Raw genomic sequence first — 18,422 nt, forward strand, 5'->3', positions numbered from 1 at the left:
TGTAATAGCGGAAAACGCGGGGAGTTGATTTTTCCGGTTTCTCAATTCACAATTCCGGTCTTGATAGTCAAATCCTTATCTCTGCGCGACATCAGGTGTTACGCATCTGAAACCCTGAGCTTTCATCCCCGTTTCAATCTTGTCTACGGAGAAAACGGGCAGGGCAAAACCAATCTTCTTGAAGCGGTTTACATGCTGTGCAGGTTCAAGCCGCTAAGGGGTGTTTCATCTTCGGAGATTGTGCGCTTCGGCGGGCGGTCGTCCGCTTTGCTCAAAGGTGTTATTGAAAAAGATTCCCCCGCGCTTGTAACCGATGTCAGCGTTTCGTTTTCGGATAAGGGCGGAAAGAAGGTTGAGGTGAACGGCAAGAGGCCAGCCAATCTGGCGAAGAAGGCGCTTGATTTTGAAGTGGTTCATTTCACGCCGTCCGAAGTGGAACTGGCAAAGGGAAGTCCTTCATTGCGGCGGCGTTATTTTGACTCAATTATCTGCGGGCTGGTCCCGTCTCATTTTCAGGACATTCTGGACTTTCAGCGCGTTTTACGGCAACGCAATTCGTTTCTCGCTTCCGGACGCGCGACCTCATCGGGCATCGCGCTCTGGGACGGGCAGATGGCGGAAATAGGCGCCAGAATAGTTGAAAAGCGTCTGCGTCTTGTAAAAAGGATAAACCGCGAAATAGACACGCTGTATCGCGGCATTGGAGGGGCGGATATGGGCGCGAAAGCCCAATACGAGACGTCTTTTGAGATTTCAGGCGGAAAACGGGGCGAACTATCCAATTCCATCAAAAAAGCGCTTGAAAACGGCTTTTCGCGCGATACAAAGGCAAGGCATACATCAACCGGTCCCCACAGAGACCGCATATCCCTACAAATAGGCGGTAAAGACTGCGCTTTGTTTGCTTCTCAAGGAGAGGCGCGAAGCGTGGTTCTGGCGCTCAAAATGGCCGAAATCCGTCTTTATCAGGAGATTAAGAAGGAAAATCCCATATTCCTGCTTGATGACATATCAAGCGAACTTGACGGAAAACGGCGGAAATTCCTGTTTGATATGCTTCTTGACTATCCCGGACAGGTTTTTGTTACCTCAACTTCGGCTTCCGATATTCTCTATCGCGGAAAACATAAAAAATTCCGGATTCAAGCCGGAAAAGTGGCGGAGTAGGGTTGAGCATCCATTTTCGGTATTTCTTCAAGTTTTCAGACATTTTCAGCTGCACAAAGAGATAAGTTAACATAATATACCTTATCGGACATTGTAGGTTATCGCGCAAACTCCGAACTCAAATAATCAATGATATGAATGGGATATACTGTATATATCGTATGAACTTAAAGTTAAAAAATCTCGCCCTTTGGGGATGAATATTCAATTATTTGCGTTCCGGCGCGTCTTGCAGTTATCCTGAAATTCAATTGACCGGGAGGGAATTGTGCCATGCCAACCATTTTTTCACAAATAATCAACCGCGAAATCCCGGCGGAGATTGTTTATGAGGACGATCTGTGCCTCGCTTTCAAAGATGTAAGCCCTCAGGCGCCGGTTCACATACTTTTGATACCTAAAAAGGAAATAGCGTCTCTCAATGACCTTAAATCCGGAGATGAGGGTCTTATGGGGCATTTGATGCTTAAAGTGCCGGAAATCGCCTCAAAAGAGGGCATTTCCGAAGACGGATACCGAATTGTCGCCAACACGGGAGAAAACAGCGGACAGTCGGTCTTTCATATCCATATTCACATACTTGGCGGCAGAAAACTGGAATGGCCGCCCGGCTGATATTTTTTCCTTATTTAACCTCAACCGCGTCCGCGCAACGGTCACACAGTGTTCCGCCATCCGCTCTTTGAGACGCGGTTTTTTCCCTTTTCCAGCAGCGGTCGCATTTGGACTCGTCCGTGAGGTTTTTTACTGAGAGCGTTCCGCCGTTTTCAAAACGGCTTGCTCCGAGCAGGTCCGCGATTTCACCGCAGTCAAAATTGCCGATGTCCGTTCCGGATTCCATACCGGCATCCAGAGGGTTTGACGGATTGTCTTCTTTTTTCGCTTTTTCAAGCATGAGCAGACATTGGTCTTTCAAAGGAATGATTGAGGTTTCCCATTCATCCAACACGGAGTTTTCTTTTTCAGACAATTCCGTTCTTCGCGGAAAATCGGTTAAGTGAACGCTTGCCTCTTTTACGTCTCCTGACAGACAGTGATACGCTTCCTCCGCCGTATGGACAAGGATTGGCGCGCAAAGCCGTATCAGAGCGTCCGCGATTTCAAATATGACCGTTTGTGTTTTTCTCCTTCTTTCAGAGTCCGCTTTGTCGCAGTAAAGACGGTCTCTCACCGCGCCTATGTAGTGCTTGCTCAGGAACAGGTCGCAGAAAGCGAGTATCGCGCCGCTCGCCGCTTTGTATTCAAACGCGGAATAAAAACTCACCGTTTCGTTGACGGTTTTTTTGAGAATTATCCGCGCCACATTATCAACCAAGTATTCATCATTTTGGTTGAGCGCGATCGAATCAGTTTCGGGATTGAAATCGTCCAGATTGCTCAAAAGAAAGCGGATTGTGTTTCGTATCGTTCTGTATTCGTCAGCCGCGCCTTCTATAATCCTTATGTCCGCCTTAACATCATTTGAGTAGTTGAGAGAACTCACCCACCATCTGCAGACATCCGCGCCGTATTGTTTCAAAACCTGCTCAACATCAAGAGCGTTGCCGGCGGACTTGCTCATTTTCCGCCCCTGCGCGTCAACAATAAAACCGTGCGTCAAGATATGCTCAAAAGGCGGTTTTCCGTTCACACCGAGCGAGTTTAGAAACGATGACTGAAACCAGCCCCTGTGCTGGTCGGAGCCCTCAAGATACATATCCGCCCCCGCTTTCTTTCCACCCTTGCGCTGTTCGCCCTTTTCAATAACCGAATGCCACGACGAGCCGGACTCGAACCACACATCAAAAATATCCGCCCCCTTTTTCAGTTCGGACGGATTCCAGTTCTCCTTTGCCCACGCGGGCGCGTCCGCGTCTTCAGAGGGGTCGTAGTTGCCGATTAAATCTTCGGAGTCCGATTCAAACCAGGCATTGCTTCCTTTTTCGCGGATTTTCTCCGCAACCGCAAGCACGGTTTTTTCCGTCATTAATATGTCTCCCGCGGCATTTGTAAAAGCCGGAATAGGAAGCCCCCACGCGCGCTGGCGCGATATGCACCAGTCGGGTCTTGACTCAACCATTCCGCCGAGCCGTTTGCTTCCCCATTCGGGGTGAAACCTGATTTCATCAGCGATGCTCGCGAGCGCGAGTTCTCGCAAGGTTTTTCCACCGTTGCCGACCGGTTCATCCATTCTTATAAACCACTGCGCGGTCGCGCGGAAAATTGTCGGGGTTTTCCCGCGCCAGTCGTGCGGGTAGCTGTGAACAATTTCTTTTGAATGAAAAAGAAGTTCCGCCTCGCGCAGTTTTTCAATCACAATTCCGTTTCCTTTCCAAACATTTTTTCCGTGCAGCCAGCCGGGCACGGACTCATCAAATGTTCCATCTTCCCGAACCGGACAGTAAATCTCAATTCCTTCCTTCAACGCCGCGGAGTAGTCTTCGGCTCCGTGTCCGGGCGCGGTGTGAACAAGCCCCGTTCCCTCATCCGTTCCCACATGAGGCGCGCAAATCACCCTGCCCTGATATTCAACAAACGGATGGTTATATGCGGTTTGAGCGTCCGCCAAGTCTTCGCCTGAACACGAACCGAGTTTTCGGGCGTCCGCGCCGGTTTGCTCAAAAATGCTCTCCGCGAGGTTTTCTGAAACAACGCAAAAACGTCTGTCTCCCTTCTCCGTTTTATTTATGGCGTAAAGCCCGTATTTGGCGTCCCGCGCCGCCGCTATGGCGCGGTTTGCCGGAAGCGTCCATGGGGTTGTTGTCCATATCATCAGGAAAACGTTGCTTTTCGCGGGCGCGTTCAAACTTTGAGGAAGAGCGCTTGTGTTCGCAACCGGAAAAAGAACGTAAACGCTGGGGTCTGTTTTTTCATGGTATTCAAGCTCCGCTTCGGCGAGCGCGGTTTTATTTTCAATTGACCAGTGAACGGGTTTGAGGTCGTGCCGCACGATATTTTTCGCGACAAGTTTTGAGAAAACTTCAAGCACGCCCGCCTCGTATTCAGGTGTCATCGTCAAATAAGGGTTTTCATAATCCGCCACTGTTCCCAGCCGTTTCATTTCTTTTGTCTGTTTACGGACGAACTTGTCGGCGTAATTGCGGCATTTTTTTCTTATCTGAATCGGATCCGCCTCCGCCGTGAGGTCTTCGGATTCTTTGAGCACCTTATGCTCAATCGGAAGCCCGTGGCAGTCCCAGCCGGGTGTCAGGAAAGAATCAAACCCCTCCATTGTTTTTGAGCGCACCACTATGTCTTTGAGGATTTTATTGAGCAGATGCCCGATGTGGATTGAGCCGTTGGCGTATGGAGGACCGTCGTGAAGGACGAACTTTTCCCGCTCTTTGGATTTCTCTTTTATCGCTGAAAAAAGGCCGGTTTTGTCCCACTCTTTTTGAATTTCCGGCTCCTTTTGCAGAAGCCCGGCTTTCATTGGAAAGTCCTTTGCTTGGGGCAGGTTCAGTGAGTTTTTATATTCCTTTTTCGTTTTTTCGGACATAACGGGGTTTTGTCGCCGGTGTTTTTCAGTCTTTGGGGCGGATGATTTCCCAATAGACGTATTTTTCAAGTTTGTCGTGCATTCTTTTGGCGAAATCCGCCCATTTGTCCCACTCTTTTTTATAAGGTTTTGTCTCGTCCACTTTGTTTTTGATTTTCATTCCGGTTTCGGAAGTTTCAATTATGTATTCCTCCGACTCCTCAAAAACTTCCTGCAATTTTTCCGCGTATTCGTGCAGTATGCGCACCTTTTCGGGATTCATATCCCTGATTTCCATTATGAAGTAGCCGTTTTCCTGATCGGACGGCATATCCATCATAGTGCCCTGCTTGAAAACTGTTGTATTGATGTCTTCAGCTTTCATTGATATGAGGAGTTCCATCGCGCTTTATTCTATCCTGATTGATGGGTTTATGCGGTCATATCACCGCAATTAACCTTCAAAAACGAGCTTGAACGGTTCTTCCATCGCTTCGGCAATCCAGCGGACAAACCTCGCCGCTTCGGCGCCGTCTATCATTCTGTGGTCGTATGAAAGCGACAGCGGCAAAATCATTCGTGGTTTGAATTGCCCCGATTTCTCATCGTAAACAGGGCTTATTTTTGAGCGTGAAAGCCCTAAAATCGCCACTTCGGGGAAATTCACAATTGGCGTAAAACTGTCGCCTCCAATGCCGCCGAGGTTGCTTACGCTGAAACTTCCCCCTTGCAGTTCATCGGGTTTTATATTTTTTTCTCTCGCTCTTTTCGCGAGGTCTGCGAGTTCAATGGATATTTCAATTATATTTTTCTCATCCGCGTTTTTAATAACCGGCAACACAAGCCCCCTTTCGGTGTCAACCGCGATGCCAATGTTTATGTAGTTTTTGAAAACCAACTCTCCGCGTTTGGAATCAAAACTGCCGTTGAATTTCGGAAACGTTCCCAGCGCGGAAGCCACAACCTTAACCATAATCGCCGTTACGGTGAGTTTGCCTCCGGCTTTTTCCGCTTTTGTGCTGAAATCTTTGCGCAGCTCTTCAAGGTCGGTAATGTCCGCGCTGTCGTTATGGGTAACATGAGGAACGGTTTCCCATGAGCGCTTGAGACGTTGCGCGGAGATTTTTCCGATTGTTGAGGCGGGGGTTCTGTCAGTTTCTCCCCACGGGCTGAAATCCGGAAGGTCTGACGAGCCGTCCATAGTCGCGTGGATTAAATCTTTTGCCTGCGCTCTCACATCCTCGGCGGACACCCTGCCCCGCGTCCCCGTGCCTTTGATATTTGAAATATCAATGCCGAGTTCTCGCGCAAGCGATTTCGCCGAAGGCGATGAAGGCGGAGATTGCGATTTTGATTTTGGCTCGCTTGTTTTTTTCGGCGCAGGTTCGGGCATTTCGAGTTCGGGGTCTTTTTCAGTCGCCGGTGCGGGTTCTGCCTCCGCCGGTTTTTCTTTCGGCGCGGGTTTTGTTGCCGCGTCCGCAGATTTTCCGCTTTCGCTGATAACGGCGATAAGTCCGCCGACTTTTATTTTGTCGCCCACGGCGACCGCCATCTTTTCAACCGTTCCCGCGAACGGACACGGAAGTTCAAAAGCGGCTTTTTCCGTTTCAAGTTCAACAATTGGCTCGTCTTTGCCAACCGTCCCGCCCTCTTCAAAAAACACGGTGATTACAGTCGCCTCTTCAACACTCTCGCCAATTTCGGGCAAACGGAATTCAGCCATTTCTGTTTTTCTCCGTTGCCAATTCTTTTCTTTTTCGTGTTTTCATTTCCTTGTGCTCCGGAAGATGCTTTGCGTGCCGGTCAATCACCTCCAAGGATAGTAGGGCAAAGTGCTTCTTAAGCGGCCAGCCGTTTTTGCAGTTCTTTAATCAACCCGTTGTTCTTCATTTGACGCCCGCCCACATAAACATCGGGTCTTTTTTGCGCGGATTTATTTTAAGTTCCTTGACCGCCTTTTCAAGTGTTTTGTCGTTTATTCCGCCTTCCTCCCTGAGCCCCCAAAGCGCGGCGTAGGCGATGTTGTTCGCGTCAACCTCAAAGAATTCCCTGAGTTTCTCCCGCGTGTCGCTTCTGCCGAAGCCGTCCGTTCCGAGTTCAACCGTCCGCCCGGGAAGTTTGCGCGAAATGGAGGACGGCAACGATTTCAAATAGTCCGAAGCCGCCACAAAAACACCGGTTTCTTTTTTCATGCAGTTCTCAATATGCGATGTTTTCTTTTTTCCAAAAGGATGAATTCTGTTCCACCTTTCGGTTTCCTGAGCGTCTCTGTACAACTCCTTGTAACTTGTTACGCTCCACACATCCGTGGAAACGCCGTAATTTTTCTCCAGAATTCCCGCCGCTTTTACCGCTTCGTTCATTATTGCCCCGCTACCGAGCAAATGCGCTTTCCGTGCGTTTTTTCCGTGCGTTTTTGATTTCGTGAACCTGTACATGCCCTTCATTATGCCTTCGGCAACGGCGGTTCCCTTTGGCATCGCGGGCTGTTCGTATTGCTCATTCATAACCGTGATGTAGTAAAAAACATCTTCTCCGTCGCAATACATTCTTTTCATTCCCTCGCGGATAATCACGGCGAGTTCATACGCGAAAGCCGGGTCATACGCCTGCATTGTGGGAAAAGCGTAGGAAAAATGGTGACTGTTGCCGTCCTGATGCTGTAACCCCTCTCCGGCAAGTGTTGTGCGTCCCGAAGTGCCGCCGATAAGAAAACCTTTGCACCTCATATCGCCCGCGGCCCAGGCGAGGTCGCCAATTCTCTGCAACCCGAACATTGAATAAAAAATGAAAAACGGAATGGAGTTGATTCCGTGTGTTATGTGCGCGCTTCCCGCCGCGATGAATGACGACATTGCACCCGCTTCCGTTATTCCCTCTTCCAAAATCTGCCCGTCTTTCGCCTCCCGGTAGTAAAGAAGCGTGTCCGAGTCCACAGGATCGTATTTCTGTCCCTCGCTTGCGTATATGCCGACCTGACGGAAAAGCGGTTCCATTCCGAAAGTGCGCGCTTCGTCCGGCACAATAGGCACAATTAGCCGCCCGATGTTTTTATCTTTGAGGAGAGTGGAAAGCATTTTCACAAAAGCCGTTGTTGTGGCGGCTTTGCGCTCGCCCGAACCGCTTTTATATTCGGAAAATATATTTTCGGGGATTTTTTTCAACGGAGTCGCCCTGTTGATTCTTGAAGGCGTGTAGCCGCCGAGTTTTTTTCTTCTTTCAAGCAGATAGCGGATTTCTTCGCTGTTTTCGGGCGGTTTGTAGAAAGGCACATCCGTGAGCTGTTCGTCCGATATGGGAATGCGCAAGCGGTTTCTGAAATTTTTCAATTCCTCTTCGTTCAGTTTTTTCTGCTGGTGTGTGATGTTGCGCCCCTCTCCGCTTTCTCCAAGCCCGTAGCCCTTTACGGTTTTCGCGAGAATTACCGACGGTTTGCCCTTTGTTTTAGCCGCTTTTTCATACGCGGCGTAAACCTTTGCGGGGTCGTGCCCGCCGCGCGCGAGTTTTTCCAGTTGCTCATCGGTATAATTTTTTACGATGTTCAGAAGCAAAGGATGTGCGCCGAAAAATTTTTCGCGTATGTAATCGCCGCTTTCCACAACATATTTCTGATATTCGCCGTCCACGGTTTCGCCCATGCGCTCAACAAGCAGTTCCCGTGTGTCTTTTTCAAGAAGCGGGTCCCAGTCCGTTCCCCATATCACTTTGAAAACCTCCCAGCCCGCACCGCGAAAAACGGCTTCCAGTTCCTGAATTATTTTCCCGTTTCCTCTCACGGGCCCGTCAAGCCGCTGGAGGTTGCAGTTGATTACGAATATCAAGTTGTCCAGATTTTCGCGGGACGCGAGCGTTATCGCGCCGAGTGTTTCCGGTTCGTCCGCTTCGCCGTCTCCAAGAAAAACCCACACATTGGAGTCTGATTTATCTATCAGCCCCCTGTTTTCCAGATACCTGTTGAAACGCGCCTGATAGATCCCCATAATCGGGGAAAGCCCCATGGAAACGGTCGGAAATTCCCAGAAGTCCGGCATAAGCCACGGGTGCGGATACGATGACAGCCCTCTGCCGCTTCCGGCTTCGCGCCGGAAATTTTTCATCTGTTCAAGCGAAATTCTGCCCTCAAGAAAAGCGCGCGCGTATATTCCGGGCGAAGAATGACCTTGAAAATAAATCATGTCCCCGTGGTCTCCCGCTTTGAGAAAATGGTTGAACGCAACTTCAAGCAGAGTCGCCGCCGAAGCGTATGTTGAGATATGCCCGCCGATCCCTTCTTCAAGGCGGTTCGCTCTCACGACCATCGCCATCGCGTTCCAGCGGATGATGTTTTTAATTCGCCGCTCAATTTCACGGTCTCCCGGAAACTGCGGCTGGCGGTCCGGCGGAATGGTGTTTATGTAAGGCGTGTTCGCCGCGTAGGGAATGTTCACGCCGTTGCGCGCGGCATAGGTTTGAAGACGCCCCAGCAGGCGGGACGCTCTGTCTTTCCCCTCGCTCCGCACCACTTCGTTGAAAGAATCCGTCCACTCGCGGTCTTCAATCTGTTCTTCGGCTTTTTTGTCGGGCATCCATACTATTATGAAGCGTGGAGCGTAAAGTGTGAAGCGCGAATACCGGGCGGGGTTGGTCAATTTGTTTCCTTAATGTAGAATAGCCCGCTGATATGAGTTCCACTAAATACGATCTTGTCATTATCGGTTCGGGTCCCGGTGGTTATGTTTCGGCAATCAGAGCCGCGCAGTTGGGAATGAAAACCGCCGTTATTGAGCGCGATAACCCCGGCGGCGTTTGTCTGAACTGGGGTTGTATTCCGTCAAAAGCCATAATTAAATGCGCCGAGGTTTACAACTATTTCCAAAACGCCGGAGACTACGGAATTTCCCACAAAGGGCTTTCATTTGACTACTCAAAAGTCATAGACAAAAGCAGAGGCGCGTCATCGGCTCTAAACAAAGGCGTGGAGTTCCTTTTGAAGAAAAACAAGATTGATTTGATAAAGGGCTCGGCAAAACTGCTTCGTCCGGGTGCGGTCGGAATTGTCGGCGATGAGGACAGCGAAATCCGGAGCCAGAAAATCATGCTCGCGACGGGTTCGGTTCCGCGCACAATTCCGGGAATGGAAATAGACGGCAAAATCGTTATGACAAGCGACGAAGCGATAATGAACCGCAGTGTTCCGAAGAACATCGTCATTATCGGCGGCGGATACATCGGCGTTGAGTTTGCTTATGTCTATAACTCTTTCGGCAGCAAGGTTACGATTGTTGAAATGGCTCCGAACATCATTCCGGGAGCCGATGAGGATGTTTCAAAGGAACTTGAAAAGAATTTCAAAAAAAGCGGAATGGAGGTTTTGACTTCCACCGCGTATAAGTCAATTAAAAAGACGAAATCGGGTGCGAAAGTAACGGTTGAGGACACCGCTTCAAAAGAGGAAAAAGTTTTGAGCGCGGAAATCGTGCTTGTCGCCATCGGCAGAAAAGCGGTCGCCAATTCAGCGCCGACAAGTTTCAGTTTTTACGGTTCGGGAGACCCGCTCGGTCTTGATGAACTCGGAATAGAACTTGATGAGCAGGGATTTATAAAAACCGATGAAAACTACGCAACAACCTGTTCGGGCGTTTACGCGATTGGCGATGTTAACGGGCCTCCCCTTCTCGCTCACAAGGCGTCTGATGAGGGAGTTGTTGCCGTTGAGCGCATGAACGGGCTGGACACGCGCGTTCATTACAACAACATTCCGGGCTGTGTTTACTGCCAGCCGGAAGTGGCAACAGTCGGGCTTACCGAGAAACAGGCAAAAGATGACGGCTACAACCTTTCCATTGGAACTTTCCCCTTCAAAGCGGTCGGCAAAGCGGTCGCGGTTGGCGAAACTGAGGGGTTTGTGAAAATTATTTCAAACAAGGACAACGGCGAAATTCTCGGCGCGCACATAATCGGGCACGGGGCAACCGAACTCATTGCCGAACTCGGCACGGCGAAAACGCTTGAATCCACGCCTTATGAAATCGCGACAACCTCGCACGCGCACCCCACCCTTTCCGAAGCCGTTATGGAAGCCGCTCTTTCGGCAATGGGCAGACAGAGAAACTTTTAACGGTTTTGCAAAAACTAAAGCTTCAGAAACCCGGCATTGTTGACTACCCCGGCGCGGTTGAAATCCAGAAGCAAATTCTTGAAAAACGCATAGCCGACAAAACCGGCGACACTTTAATTCTTCTCCAGCATCCGCCGACAATCACAACGGGCAGGCGCGGAAATCTTTCAAACCTTATGGCAAGCCCGGAATTTCTTGAAAAAAAAGGCGTTTATGTTGATGCGAGCGCGGGCAGAGGCGGAGACATAACTTTTCACGGTCCGGGGCAGATTGTGGGCTATCCGATTATCGGTATCAAGGGGCGCAAAGGCGGCGTTCCGGGTTATGTGCGCTCGCTTGAAGAGGTGATTATCCGCGCTCTCGGTGATTTTGACATTTCCGCCCGCCGTGTTGAAAAACTCACGGGCGTGTGGGTCAAGCGCAGTAAAATTGCCTCAATCGGCGTTGGCGTGCGCAGGTGGGTAACATGGCACGGCTTCGCGCTTAATGTGAATACAGACCTTTCGTGGTTTGACACAATTGTTCCCTGCGGAATTCCGCAAGTGAAAATGACCTCAATAAAAGATTGGACGAAAACCCCCGATGATATTGACACGGAATTGGTCTGCGATTCGCTTGTGAAGCATTTCGCGGATGTGTTTGGTTATGAGGGGTTTTGACAAACAAGACGGTGAAGGAAAAGGCGTTTCTATGCTATAATCAGGGGCGATGGAAGAAACACTGCAAGAACTGAAGAACTGGAAAGCGGAAAACGCAAACAAATACGGCATTTTAGAAATGGGCGTTTTTGGTTCTGTTGCGAGAGGCGAAGCAACACCTGAAAGCGATGTTGATGTTGTAATTAAACTCAAACAGCCGAACCTTTATGTGATGATTCGCATAGAGAGAGAACTTGGGGAATATCTGAAGAAGCCGGTGGATGTCGTCAGCAGAAATGTGGACAATCTTTACCTGAAAAGACGAATAGAGAGGGATATGGTCGTTGTCTGACAAAGAGTTATTGAAAGAAATGCTGATACAGGTTTCCGGCTCTGCGGAAAAAATCATAGGCTGGTTTCAAGACATAAAAAGTGCTGAGGATTTTTCGTCCCCTGAAGGGCAAAAAACTTTGGACGCAATCTGTATGAACCTTATTGCTATGGGTGAGTCAATCAAAAAAATTGACGAAAAAATGGATGGCAGCACCCTTTCCGACCACGGAGAAGTGCCTTGGACGGACATGATAAGAACAAGGGATTTCTTCGCCCATCACTATTTCAGAATAGAAAAAGAAGAAGTTTTTGACATCTGTGAGAATGATATTCCGAAACTACGCGAAACCTTGAAGAAGATGCTGAAAGATCTTGGGTGATTCGCTTGTGAAGCATTTCGCGGATGTGTTTGGTTATGAGGGGTGAAAACCGAACTAAAATAATTCTCTGATTTTGTCAAAGAAACCTTTGGGCTTAGTGGGATTACCGTATCGCAATTCATTCAGTCTCCAATACGCTTCGGTATTCTTTAACGCTTCATTTTCTTTAGCATAATCAAATGCTGTTTTTCCTTCATCGTTCACAAGTCGCGGACTTGCCCCGTTTTCAAGTAATGCATTAATAATTTCCGAATTGGTATTTCCGTATGCTGCTGCCATCAGAGCCGTAGTCCCGTCTTCACCTCTGGCGTGAACATCCGCTCCGTCTCTGACAAGAGTGGTAATAATTTCCGGATTGGTGTTGAACATTGCCGCAAACATCAGAGCCGTAGTCCCGCCTTCACCTCTTGCGTTAACATCCGCTCCATTTCTGACGAGAGAGGTAATGATTTTCGGATTGGTGGTGGAACGGGCCGCAAACATCAGAGCCGTAGTCCCGCCTTCAATTCTTGCGTTAACATCCGCTCCATTTCTGACGAGAGAGGTAATGATTTTCGGATTGGTATTGTTCTCTGCTGCTGCCATCAGAGCCGTATAGCCATCTTTAATTCTTGCGTTAACATCCGCTCCTTTTTTAACAAGAGTGGTAATGATTTCCGGGTTGGTGTTGTTATATGCCGCACACATCAGAGCCGTAACGCCGTTTTCATCTCTTGCGTGAACATCCGCTCCATTTCTGACGAGAGAGATAATGATTTTCGGATTTGTGCTGAACTGTGCCGCAAACATCAGAGCCGTCCAGCCGTGTTCATTTCTTGCATTAACATCCGCTCCGTTTCTGATTTCTCTCTCAACATCTTCAACTGTTGCAGTTGCCATAAACTTCTGATTAAGCAAATTATTTGCGTGCGACAACGCCGGAAATATCAGGCAGAGAACCAAAGCGAGAAATGTAATTTTTCTTTTCATATAGAACCTACTTCTTCGTCCAATAAACAAGAGCGGCGCCGACAACAATGAGGAAAATTCCCGCGAGGCGCATTGATGTAACTCTTTCGCCGAGAATTGCCCAGGCGTAAAGCGCGGAGAAAAGCGGAGCGGTTGCCGCGAGCGGAATAACATAAGACGCTTCTCCGTCTCTCAGCGCGGAGAAGAAAAGGAAAAGCCCGACAATGCCTCCCAGAAGCCCGGCGGTGATAATAAGCAACAGCGTTTTTCCGCTGATTTGAAAAATCTCCGCTCCTTTGCCGGTCGCGATTGTAAAAACCGTTATCACGGCGGATATGAACAGCAGCCGTATCGTCATAACAACGGTTGTGGATGTGTCTCTGAGGCTCAATTTCTCAAAAATCGGGCTGAGCCCCCATACCGCCGCGACCGCAAGCGCCATCACTGTTATTCTCATTGGCGTTTCCATGACTTGTTTCAGGGTGTTAGGTTATATGCTTTCAGTCAAAGGGAAAAACGCAGGCATTGAAAATCGCCGCCTTCACAAAAGACCTTATGTTTTCATCGCGCATCCGCGAAGCCTCCGGAAGTTCGGAAGTTTTGTTCGCGCGTTCGCTTGAAGATTTGCGCTCTGCGGCGGCGGACGGTCTTTCACTTGTGATTCTGGATCTTGCGAACGGGGAATCCGAAGCCGCTTTCAAACTTGTAAAAACCGCCCTGCCCGGCGCGGTGTGCATTGGCTACTATCCGCACGTTGACAAAGACACGGCGGACAAATTCAAACAACTCGGATGCGACAAAGTTCTGCCGCGCTCGCGCTTTGTGCGGGAATTGCCGGAATTGATTAAGTCTGCGTAATCCTTATGACGACATCCGTTGCTCGTTTGCTTTGAGAACCTCTTTTGCGGTTCTTGAGAGTTCGGTGTCCGGCTCTTTTGTTATTACCGCTTCAAAATCCGCTTTCGCTTCGGCGAACTTTCCGAGTTTTTGATATTCGGTCGCCCGCGCGAAAAGAGCTTTTGTGAATTCGGGATTTATCTCAAACGCTTTGCTGAAATCTTCCGCCGCCTTTTTGTTGTTGCCCATGCTGTCATAGACGTGTCCTCTGCTGTAAAGGCTTTCAAAGTCATTCGGGTTGATTTCAACCGCTTTGTCGTAATCTTTCAGCGCGTTTTCATAATCCCTAAGCAAGTTGTGGTATGTGGTGGCGCGGTTGTAAAACGCTTCGCCGTTTTTCGGATCAATTTCAATCGCCTTGTCGTAATCGGCTATGGCAAGTTTGTATTTTCCAAGCCGCCCGTAAGCCGTTCCCCTGCTTACATAAGTTCCCGCGAAATCCGGCATCATCTCTACAACTTTGTTGAAATCGTCTATCGCGGGGCTGTGGTCTCCGATGTCAACAAGCAGAGAACCGCGATTGTAAAACGCCTGCGCGTAGTCCGGCTTAATTTCAACCGCCTTTGAGTAAGAGTCAATCGCGTCTCGCAGTTTGCCCTGCATTGACAGCGCGACCCCGAGGTTGTAGCGCGCGTCCGGATGGTCGGGCTTTCCTTCAATCGCTTTGTTGTAATTCTCAACCGCTCCGTTCCAGTCTTCGGAACCGGCGCACGAATTTCCTTTTTTGAACGTACTTTCAAAATCTTCAGACATTTTCATTTCTCCTTTTTGTGAATTTTTACGCCAAGTTGGGCGTGAGCCATTTTTTTGCCTCTTTCAATGATACCCTCTTTCTCTTCGCATAGTTTTTCAACTGGTCTTCCCGTATTTTCCCGACATTGAAATATTTTGCCTGCGGGTGCGCGAAATAAAATCCCGAAACCGAACTTGCCGGATTCATCGCGAGGGTTTCCGTGAGCGAAACTCCGGTGTGTTTTTCCACATCCAGAAGTTTCCAGATTGTGAGTTTTCCCGTATGGTCAGGGCATGAAGGATATCCCGGCGCGGGCCTTACGCCTTTGTATTTTTCCTTTATCAGTTCTTCTTTGGAAAACTTCTCGCTTTTGCCGTAACCCCATATTTCACGGGCTTTTTTGTGCATCATCTCGGCGAGGGATTCGGCTATTCTGTCGGCGAGCGCTTTTACGATTATGGAAGTGTAGTCATCTCCGGCGCGTCTGAATGTTTCCGCGTATTTATCAGTTTTGTCTCCGGCTGTTACGACAAATGCCCCGATGTAGTCCCGTTTGCCGGACTCTTCGGGAAGAATAAAATCGGAGTTGCAGTAATAGATTTCCTCTTTCGCGTTTTTTCTCAAGGTTTGCTGGCGCAGGAAATGCGCGGTCGCGATTGCCTGCCCGCCTTTGCTGTTCGGCGAATATATTTTTACATCGTCCCCGTTGCCGTTGGCGGGCCAGAAGCCGATTACCGCGCGCGGATTGAACGCGCCGGTTTTTATAATTTCGTCCAGTACCGCACGCGCGTCATTGTAAAGTTCGGTCGCCTGTTTGCCCCATTTCGGGTGTTTGAGAATTGAGGGGAAAGAGCCCTTCAGTTCCCACGTCCAGAAAAACGGAGACCAATCAATAAATTCGGCGGCGTCCGCCGTGCTGATGTTCTTAAACGGTATAACGCCCGTTTTTTCGGGCTTGGTAACGGAATGTTTCTTCCAATCGGCTTTGAATTTTTTGCTCCGCGCCGTTTCAATGTCCGTGTATTCAAGCGCGCCCGATCCGGCTAAATGCCGTTGCCGCTGTTTTTCCTGTTCGCTTTCAAGGGTTTTCGCGTATTGTGCGGATTTTTTCGGGTTCAAAATCTGTTCGCAGACGCCGACAACAAGCGAGGCGTCTTTAACGTGCTCAACCATTCCACTATACGCGGGGGAAATTTTTACCGCCGTGTGCGTTTTGCTTGTGGTCGCGCCGCCGACAAGAAGCGGAATGTTCAAGCCCCGCCGCTCCATCTCCGCCGCGTTGTATATCATCTCGTCAAGGGACGGCGTTATTAGCCCGCTCATTCCTATCGCGTCCGCGTTTTCCTTTTTCGCGGTGTTGAGAATTTTCTCGCACGAAACCATCACGCCAAGGTCTATAACCTCATAGTTGTTGCACGAAAGCACCACGGAAACTATGTTTTTTCCGATGTCGTGAACATCGCCTTTTACCGTGGCGATAACGAATTTTCTGTCCGCCAGTTTTCCACCTTTTTCCTTTTCCATGAGCGGTGTAAGAAAAGAGACCGCTTTTTTCATCACACGGGCGCTTTTGACCACCTGAGGCAGAAACATCTTCCCTTCCCCGAAAAGTTTTCCGACAATCTTCATTCCGCCCATCAGCGGACCCTCTATAACTTTCAGCGGTTTTTTATATTTTTTGAGCGCTTCTTCCGTGTCCGCTTCAACGAAGTCAACAATTCCGTGCACAAGCGAATGTTTTATCCGCTCCTCAATCTTCTCTTTTCTCCACAGATTTGAGTCTTTTTCATCGGCGGATTTTTTGCCGCTCTGGAACTCTTTGGCGATTTCAAGCAAATCTTCCGCGGCGTGCGGATTTTTGTTCAGAACCGCATTTTCAACTTTTTCAAGCAGATTTTTCTCAATGTCTTCGTACACCGCGAGCATTCCGGCGTTAACTATCGCCATGTCCAAGCCGTTTTTGACCGCGTGGTGAAGAAAAACACTGTGCATTGCTTCGCGCACCCTTTTGTTTCCCCTGAATGAGAATGAAAGGTTGCTTATGCCTCCGCTTATAAGCGCGCCGGGGCAATGTTTTTTGATTTCTTTTATGGATTCTATGAACTCAAGCGCGTAGGCGTTGTGTTCTTCAATTCCTGTCGCGATGGCGAGCACGTTGGGGTCAAAGATTATGTCTTCGGGAGCAATTCCGGCTTTTTCCACAAGCAGTTTGTATGCCCTGCGGCATATCCTCACTTTGTCCTTGCATGTTGCCGCCTGCCCTTTTTCGTCAAACGCCATAACCACGGCGGCGGCTCCGTAGCGTTTGATTGTCCGCGCCTGCTCAAGAAAAACTTTTTCGCCCTCTTTCAAACTTATGGAGTTAACAATGCATTTGCCCTGAACGCATTTGAGACCCGCTTCAATCACTCCCCACCGTGAGCTGTCCACCATTATCGGAACGCGCGCTATTGAGGGTTCGGACGAAACGAGATTGAGAAAACGCGTCATGCATTTTTCGCCGTCCAGCATCGCTTCGTCAAAATTGACATCTATAAGGTTTGCTCCGTTTTCAACCTGTTGGCGCGCGACCTGCAAAGCGTCTTCAAACTTGTCTTCCTTAATCAGGCGCGAAAACACCGGAGAGCCCGTAATGTTTGTTCTTTCGCCGACAATTATCAGATTGCCATCGCTGTTTCGCGCTCCTTTTGACGATTTTATAGTTAGCGGCTCAAGACCGCTCAGGCGGGTTGCCGGTTGAATCTTTGCGGGTTTTCTCGGCGGGATTTTCTTCAGGCTTTTCACAATTTCCGCGATGTGTTCGGGGGTTGTTCCGCAACATCCGCCCACGATATTTACAAGAGATGAGCGGGCGAATTCAGTGAGCAGCTCCGAAGTGTCTTCGGGTTTTTCGTTATATCCGGTTTCGCTCATGGGGTCCGGCAGTCCGGCGTTGGGGTAGCAACTGACAAAACAGTCCGCGGTTCGCGCGAGGTCTTCCATATAGGGCCTCATTTCTGATGCTCCGAGCGCGCAGTTAATTCCCACACTGATGGGATTTGAGTGTTTGACCGAGTTCCAGAACGCCTCAACCGTCTGTCCGGAAAGCGTTCTGCCCGACATGTCCGTTATGGTCATTGACAGCATAACGGGCATTGTGAGCCCTCTTCTCTCAAACATTTCCTCTATTGCGTAAATGGCGGCTTTCAGGTTGAGAGTGTCAAAACTTGTTTCGGCTATCAGAATGTCCGCGCCGCCTTCGACGAGCCCCTCGGCTTGCTCAATGTAGGCGGCTTTGAGGTCGTCAAAAGTCGCGGCTCTGTAAGAGGGATCTTCAACTTTCGGAGACATTGACGCCGTTTTATTTGTGGGGCCAAGCGCTCCGGCAACAAAACGCCTTGTTCGCCCTCCGGCTTCCTTCACCGCCCGCACCGCGATTTCCGCCGCTTTTTTGTTGATTTCAAAAACGTGGTCTTGCAACCCGTAATCCGCCTGCGATATTGATGTCGCGTTGAATGTGTTTGTCTCAATGATGTCGCATCCCGCTTTGAGATACGCCTTGTGTATGTTCAGAATTGCGTCCGGTTTTGTCAGAACCAGAATATCGTTGTTTCCTTTCAGCGTTTCGGCGGAAGCGTTTTTAAAGATTTTTCCTCTGAAATCTTTTTCCTCAAGACCAAGGCGCTGAATCATTGTTCCCATGGCGCCATCAAGGAACACGATTCTTTTTTCAAGGAGTTTTTTCAGGGCGTTTTCAGTTTCACGCCCGGACGATTTTGATTTTTTCATTCCT

The 18,422-nt window shown here is 49.2% G+C and carries 15 protein-coding genes; 7 read left to right on the forward strand and 8 right to left on the reverse strand.

The genetic code is table 11. The features are described from left to right. Nucleotides 1-24: 24 nt before the first annotated feature. Both recF and GKS04_03390 read left to right on the forward strand, forming a co-directional pair. A complete protein-coding gene (gene recF / locus GKS04_03385; GenBank protein QMU56208.1) occupies nt 25-1,167 on the forward strand; it encodes a DNA replication and repair protein RecF in 1,143 nt (380 codons plus the stop codon). 273 nt (nt 1,168-1,440) lie between these two features. Further along, nucleotides 1,441-1,782, forward strand: coding sequence for an HIT domain-containing protein (locus GKS04_03390; GenBank protein QMU56209.1), 342 nt, complete (start codon nt 1,441-1,443; stop codon nt 1,780-1,782). Nucleotides 1,783-1,792: 10 nt separating this feature from the next. On the opposite strand, the gene ileS is transcribed toward GKS04_03390, so the two are convergent. From ileS to aceE, 4 genes are all read right to left on the reverse strand, one after another. Beyond that, nucleotides 1,793-4,645 (reverse strand): isoleucine--tRNA ligase, encoded by a 2,853-nt coding sequence (ileS, locus tag GKS04_03395; protein ID QMU56210.1) that lies wholly within the window; start codon nt 4,643-4,645, stop codon nt 1,793-1,795. 25 nt (nt 4,646-4,670) lie between these two features. Further along, nucleotides 4,671-5,027 (reverse strand): hypothetical protein, encoded by a 357-nt coding sequence (locus GKS04_03400; protein ID QMU56211.1) that lies wholly within the window; start codon nt 5,025-5,027, stop codon nt 4,671-4,673. A 51-nt stretch (nt 5,028-5,078) separates the two neighbouring features. Further along, entirely contained in the window at nt 5,079-6,347 is a 1,269-nt protein-coding gene (locus GKS04_03405) for a branched-chain alpha-keto acid dehydrogenase subunit E2 (GenBank protein ID QMU56212.1), read from the reverse strand. A gap of 163 nt (nt 6,348-6,510) precedes the next feature. Continuing rightward, a complete protein-coding gene (aceE, locus tag GKS04_03410; GenBank protein ID QMU56688.1) occupies nt 6,511-9,189 on the reverse strand; it encodes a pyruvate dehydrogenase (acetyl-transferring), homodimeric type in 2,679 nt (892 codons plus the stop codon). A 95-nt stretch (nt 9,190-9,284) separates the two neighbouring features. Between aceE and lpdA the strand changes: the two genes are divergently transcribed. Genes lpdA through GKS04_03430 form a run of 4 tightly spaced genes read left to right on the forward strand, consistent with a single transcriptional unit; the run spans nt 9,285 to nt 12,072 of the window. After that, a complete protein-coding gene (gene lpdA / locus GKS04_03415) occupies nt 9,285-10,721 on the forward strand; it encodes a dihydrolipoyl dehydrogenase (GenBank protein QMU56213.1) in 1,437 nt (478 codons plus the stop codon). A gap of 5 nt (nt 10,722-10,726) precedes the next feature. Next, nucleotides 10,727-11,380, forward strand: coding sequence for a lipoyl(octanoyl) transferase LipB (lipB, locus tag GKS04_03420; protein QMU56214.1), 654 nt, complete (start codon nt 10,727-10,729; stop codon nt 11,378-11,380). Between the two features lie 49 nt (nt 11,381-11,429). Beyond that, the gene (locus GKS04_03425; protein QMU56215.1) at nt 11,430-11,711 is read left to right on the forward strand and encodes a nucleotidyltransferase; all 282 of its coding nucleotides are present in this window, start codon (nt 11,430-11,432) and stop codon (nt 11,709-11,711) included. Nucleotides 11,712-11,730: 19 nt separating this feature from the next. Continuing rightward, nucleotides 11,731-12,072 (forward strand): DUF86 domain-containing protein, encoded by a 342-nt coding sequence (locus tag GKS04_03430; protein QMU56216.1) that lies wholly within the window; start codon nt 11,731-11,733, stop codon nt 12,070-12,072. 54 nt (nt 12,073-12,126) lie between these two features. Here the strand turns inward: GKS04_03430 and GKS04_03435 are convergent, their stop codons facing one another. Further along, nucleotides 12,127-13,041, reverse strand: coding sequence for a hypothetical protein (locus GKS04_03435; protein ID QMU56217.1), 915 nt, complete (start codon nt 13,039-13,041; stop codon nt 12,127-12,129). Nucleotides 13,042-13,048: 7 nt separating this feature from the next. Beyond that, entirely contained in the window at nt 13,049-13,489 is a 441-nt protein-coding gene (locus GKS04_03440) for an EamA family transporter (protein ID QMU56218.1), read from the reverse strand. A gap of 56 nt (nt 13,490-13,545) precedes the next feature. On the opposite strand from GKS04_03440, the gene GKS04_03445 reads away from it, so the two are divergent. Beyond that, the gene (locus GKS04_03445; GenBank protein ID QMU56219.1) at nt 13,546-13,878 is read left to right on the forward strand and encodes a hypothetical protein; all 333 of its coding nucleotides are present in this window, start codon (nt 13,546-13,548) and stop codon (nt 13,876-13,878) included. A gap of 3 nt (nt 13,879-13,881) precedes the next feature. Here GKS04_03445 and GKS04_03450 read toward each other — a convergent pair whose 3' ends face one another. Both GKS04_03450 and metH read right to left on the reverse strand, forming a co-directional pair. Then, nucleotides 13,882-14,676 (reverse strand): tetratricopeptide repeat protein, encoded by a 795-nt coding sequence (locus tag GKS04_03450; protein ID QMU56220.1) that lies wholly within the window; start codon nt 14,674-14,676, stop codon nt 13,882-13,884. A gap of 19 nt (nt 14,677-14,695) precedes the next feature. After that, nucleotides 14,696-18,418, reverse strand: a complete 3,723-nt coding sequence (gene metH / locus GKS04_03455) for a methionine synthase (protein QMU56221.1) — start codon at nt 18,416-18,418, stop codon at nt 14,696-14,698. Between the last annotated feature and the right edge of the window lie 4 nt (nt 18,419-18,422).

It is taken from the genome of Candidatus Mycalebacterium zealandia (assembly GCA_014075295.1).
In the GTDB taxonomy this organism is placed as follows: domain Bacteria; phylum Desulfobacterota_D; class UBA1144; order Nemesobacterales; family Mycalebacteriaceae; genus Mycalebacterium; species Mycalebacterium zealandia.

Excerpts from the sequence above, each read along its gene's own strand:
- GKS04_03390 (QMU56209.1), top strand. The coding sequence starts at position 1,441 with ATGCCAACCATTTTTTCACAAATAATCAACCGCGAAATCCCGGCGGAG.
- ileS (QMU56210.1), bottom strand. The coding sequence starts at position 4,645 with ATGTCCGAAAAAACGAAAAAGGAATATAAAAACTCACTGAACCTGCCC.
- GKS04_03400 (QMU56211.1), bottom strand. The coding sequence starts at position 5,027 with ATGGAACTCCTCATATCAATGAAAGCTGAAGACATCAATACAACAGTT.
- GKS04_03405 (QMU56212.1), bottom strand. The coding sequence starts at position 6,347 with ATGGCTGAATTCCGTTTGCCCGAAATTGGCGAGAGTGTTGAAGAGGCG.
- aceE (QMU56688.1), bottom strand. The coding sequence starts at position 9,189 with ATGCCCGACAAAAAAGCCGAAGAACAGATTGAAGACCGCGAGTGGACG.
- lpdA (QMU56213.1), top strand. The coding sequence starts at position 9,285 with ATGAGTTCCACTAAATACGATCTTGTCATTATCGGTTCGGGTCCCGGT.
- GKS04_03425 (QMU56215.1), top strand. The coding sequence starts at position 11,430 with ATGGAAGAAACACTGCAAGAACTGAAGAACTGGAAAGCGGAAAACGCA.
- GKS04_03430 (QMU56216.1), top strand. The coding sequence starts at position 11,731 with ATGCTGATACAGGTTTCCGGCTCTGCGGAAAAAATCATAGGCTGGTTT.
- GKS04_03435 (QMU56217.1), bottom strand. The coding sequence starts at position 13,041 with ATGAAAAGAAAAATTACATTTCTCGCTTTGGTTCTCTGCCTGATATTT.
- GKS04_03440 (QMU56218.1), bottom strand. The coding sequence starts at position 13,489 with ATGGAAACGCCAATGAGAATAACAGTGATGGCGCTTGCGGTCGCGGCG.
- GKS04_03450 (QMU56220.1), bottom strand. The coding sequence starts at position 14,676 with ATGAAAATGTCTGAAGATTTTGAAAGTACGTTCAAAAAAGGAAATTCG.
- metH (QMU56221.1), bottom strand. The coding sequence starts at position 18,418 with ATGAAAAAATCAAAATCGTCCGGGCGTGAAACTGAAAACGCCCTGAAA.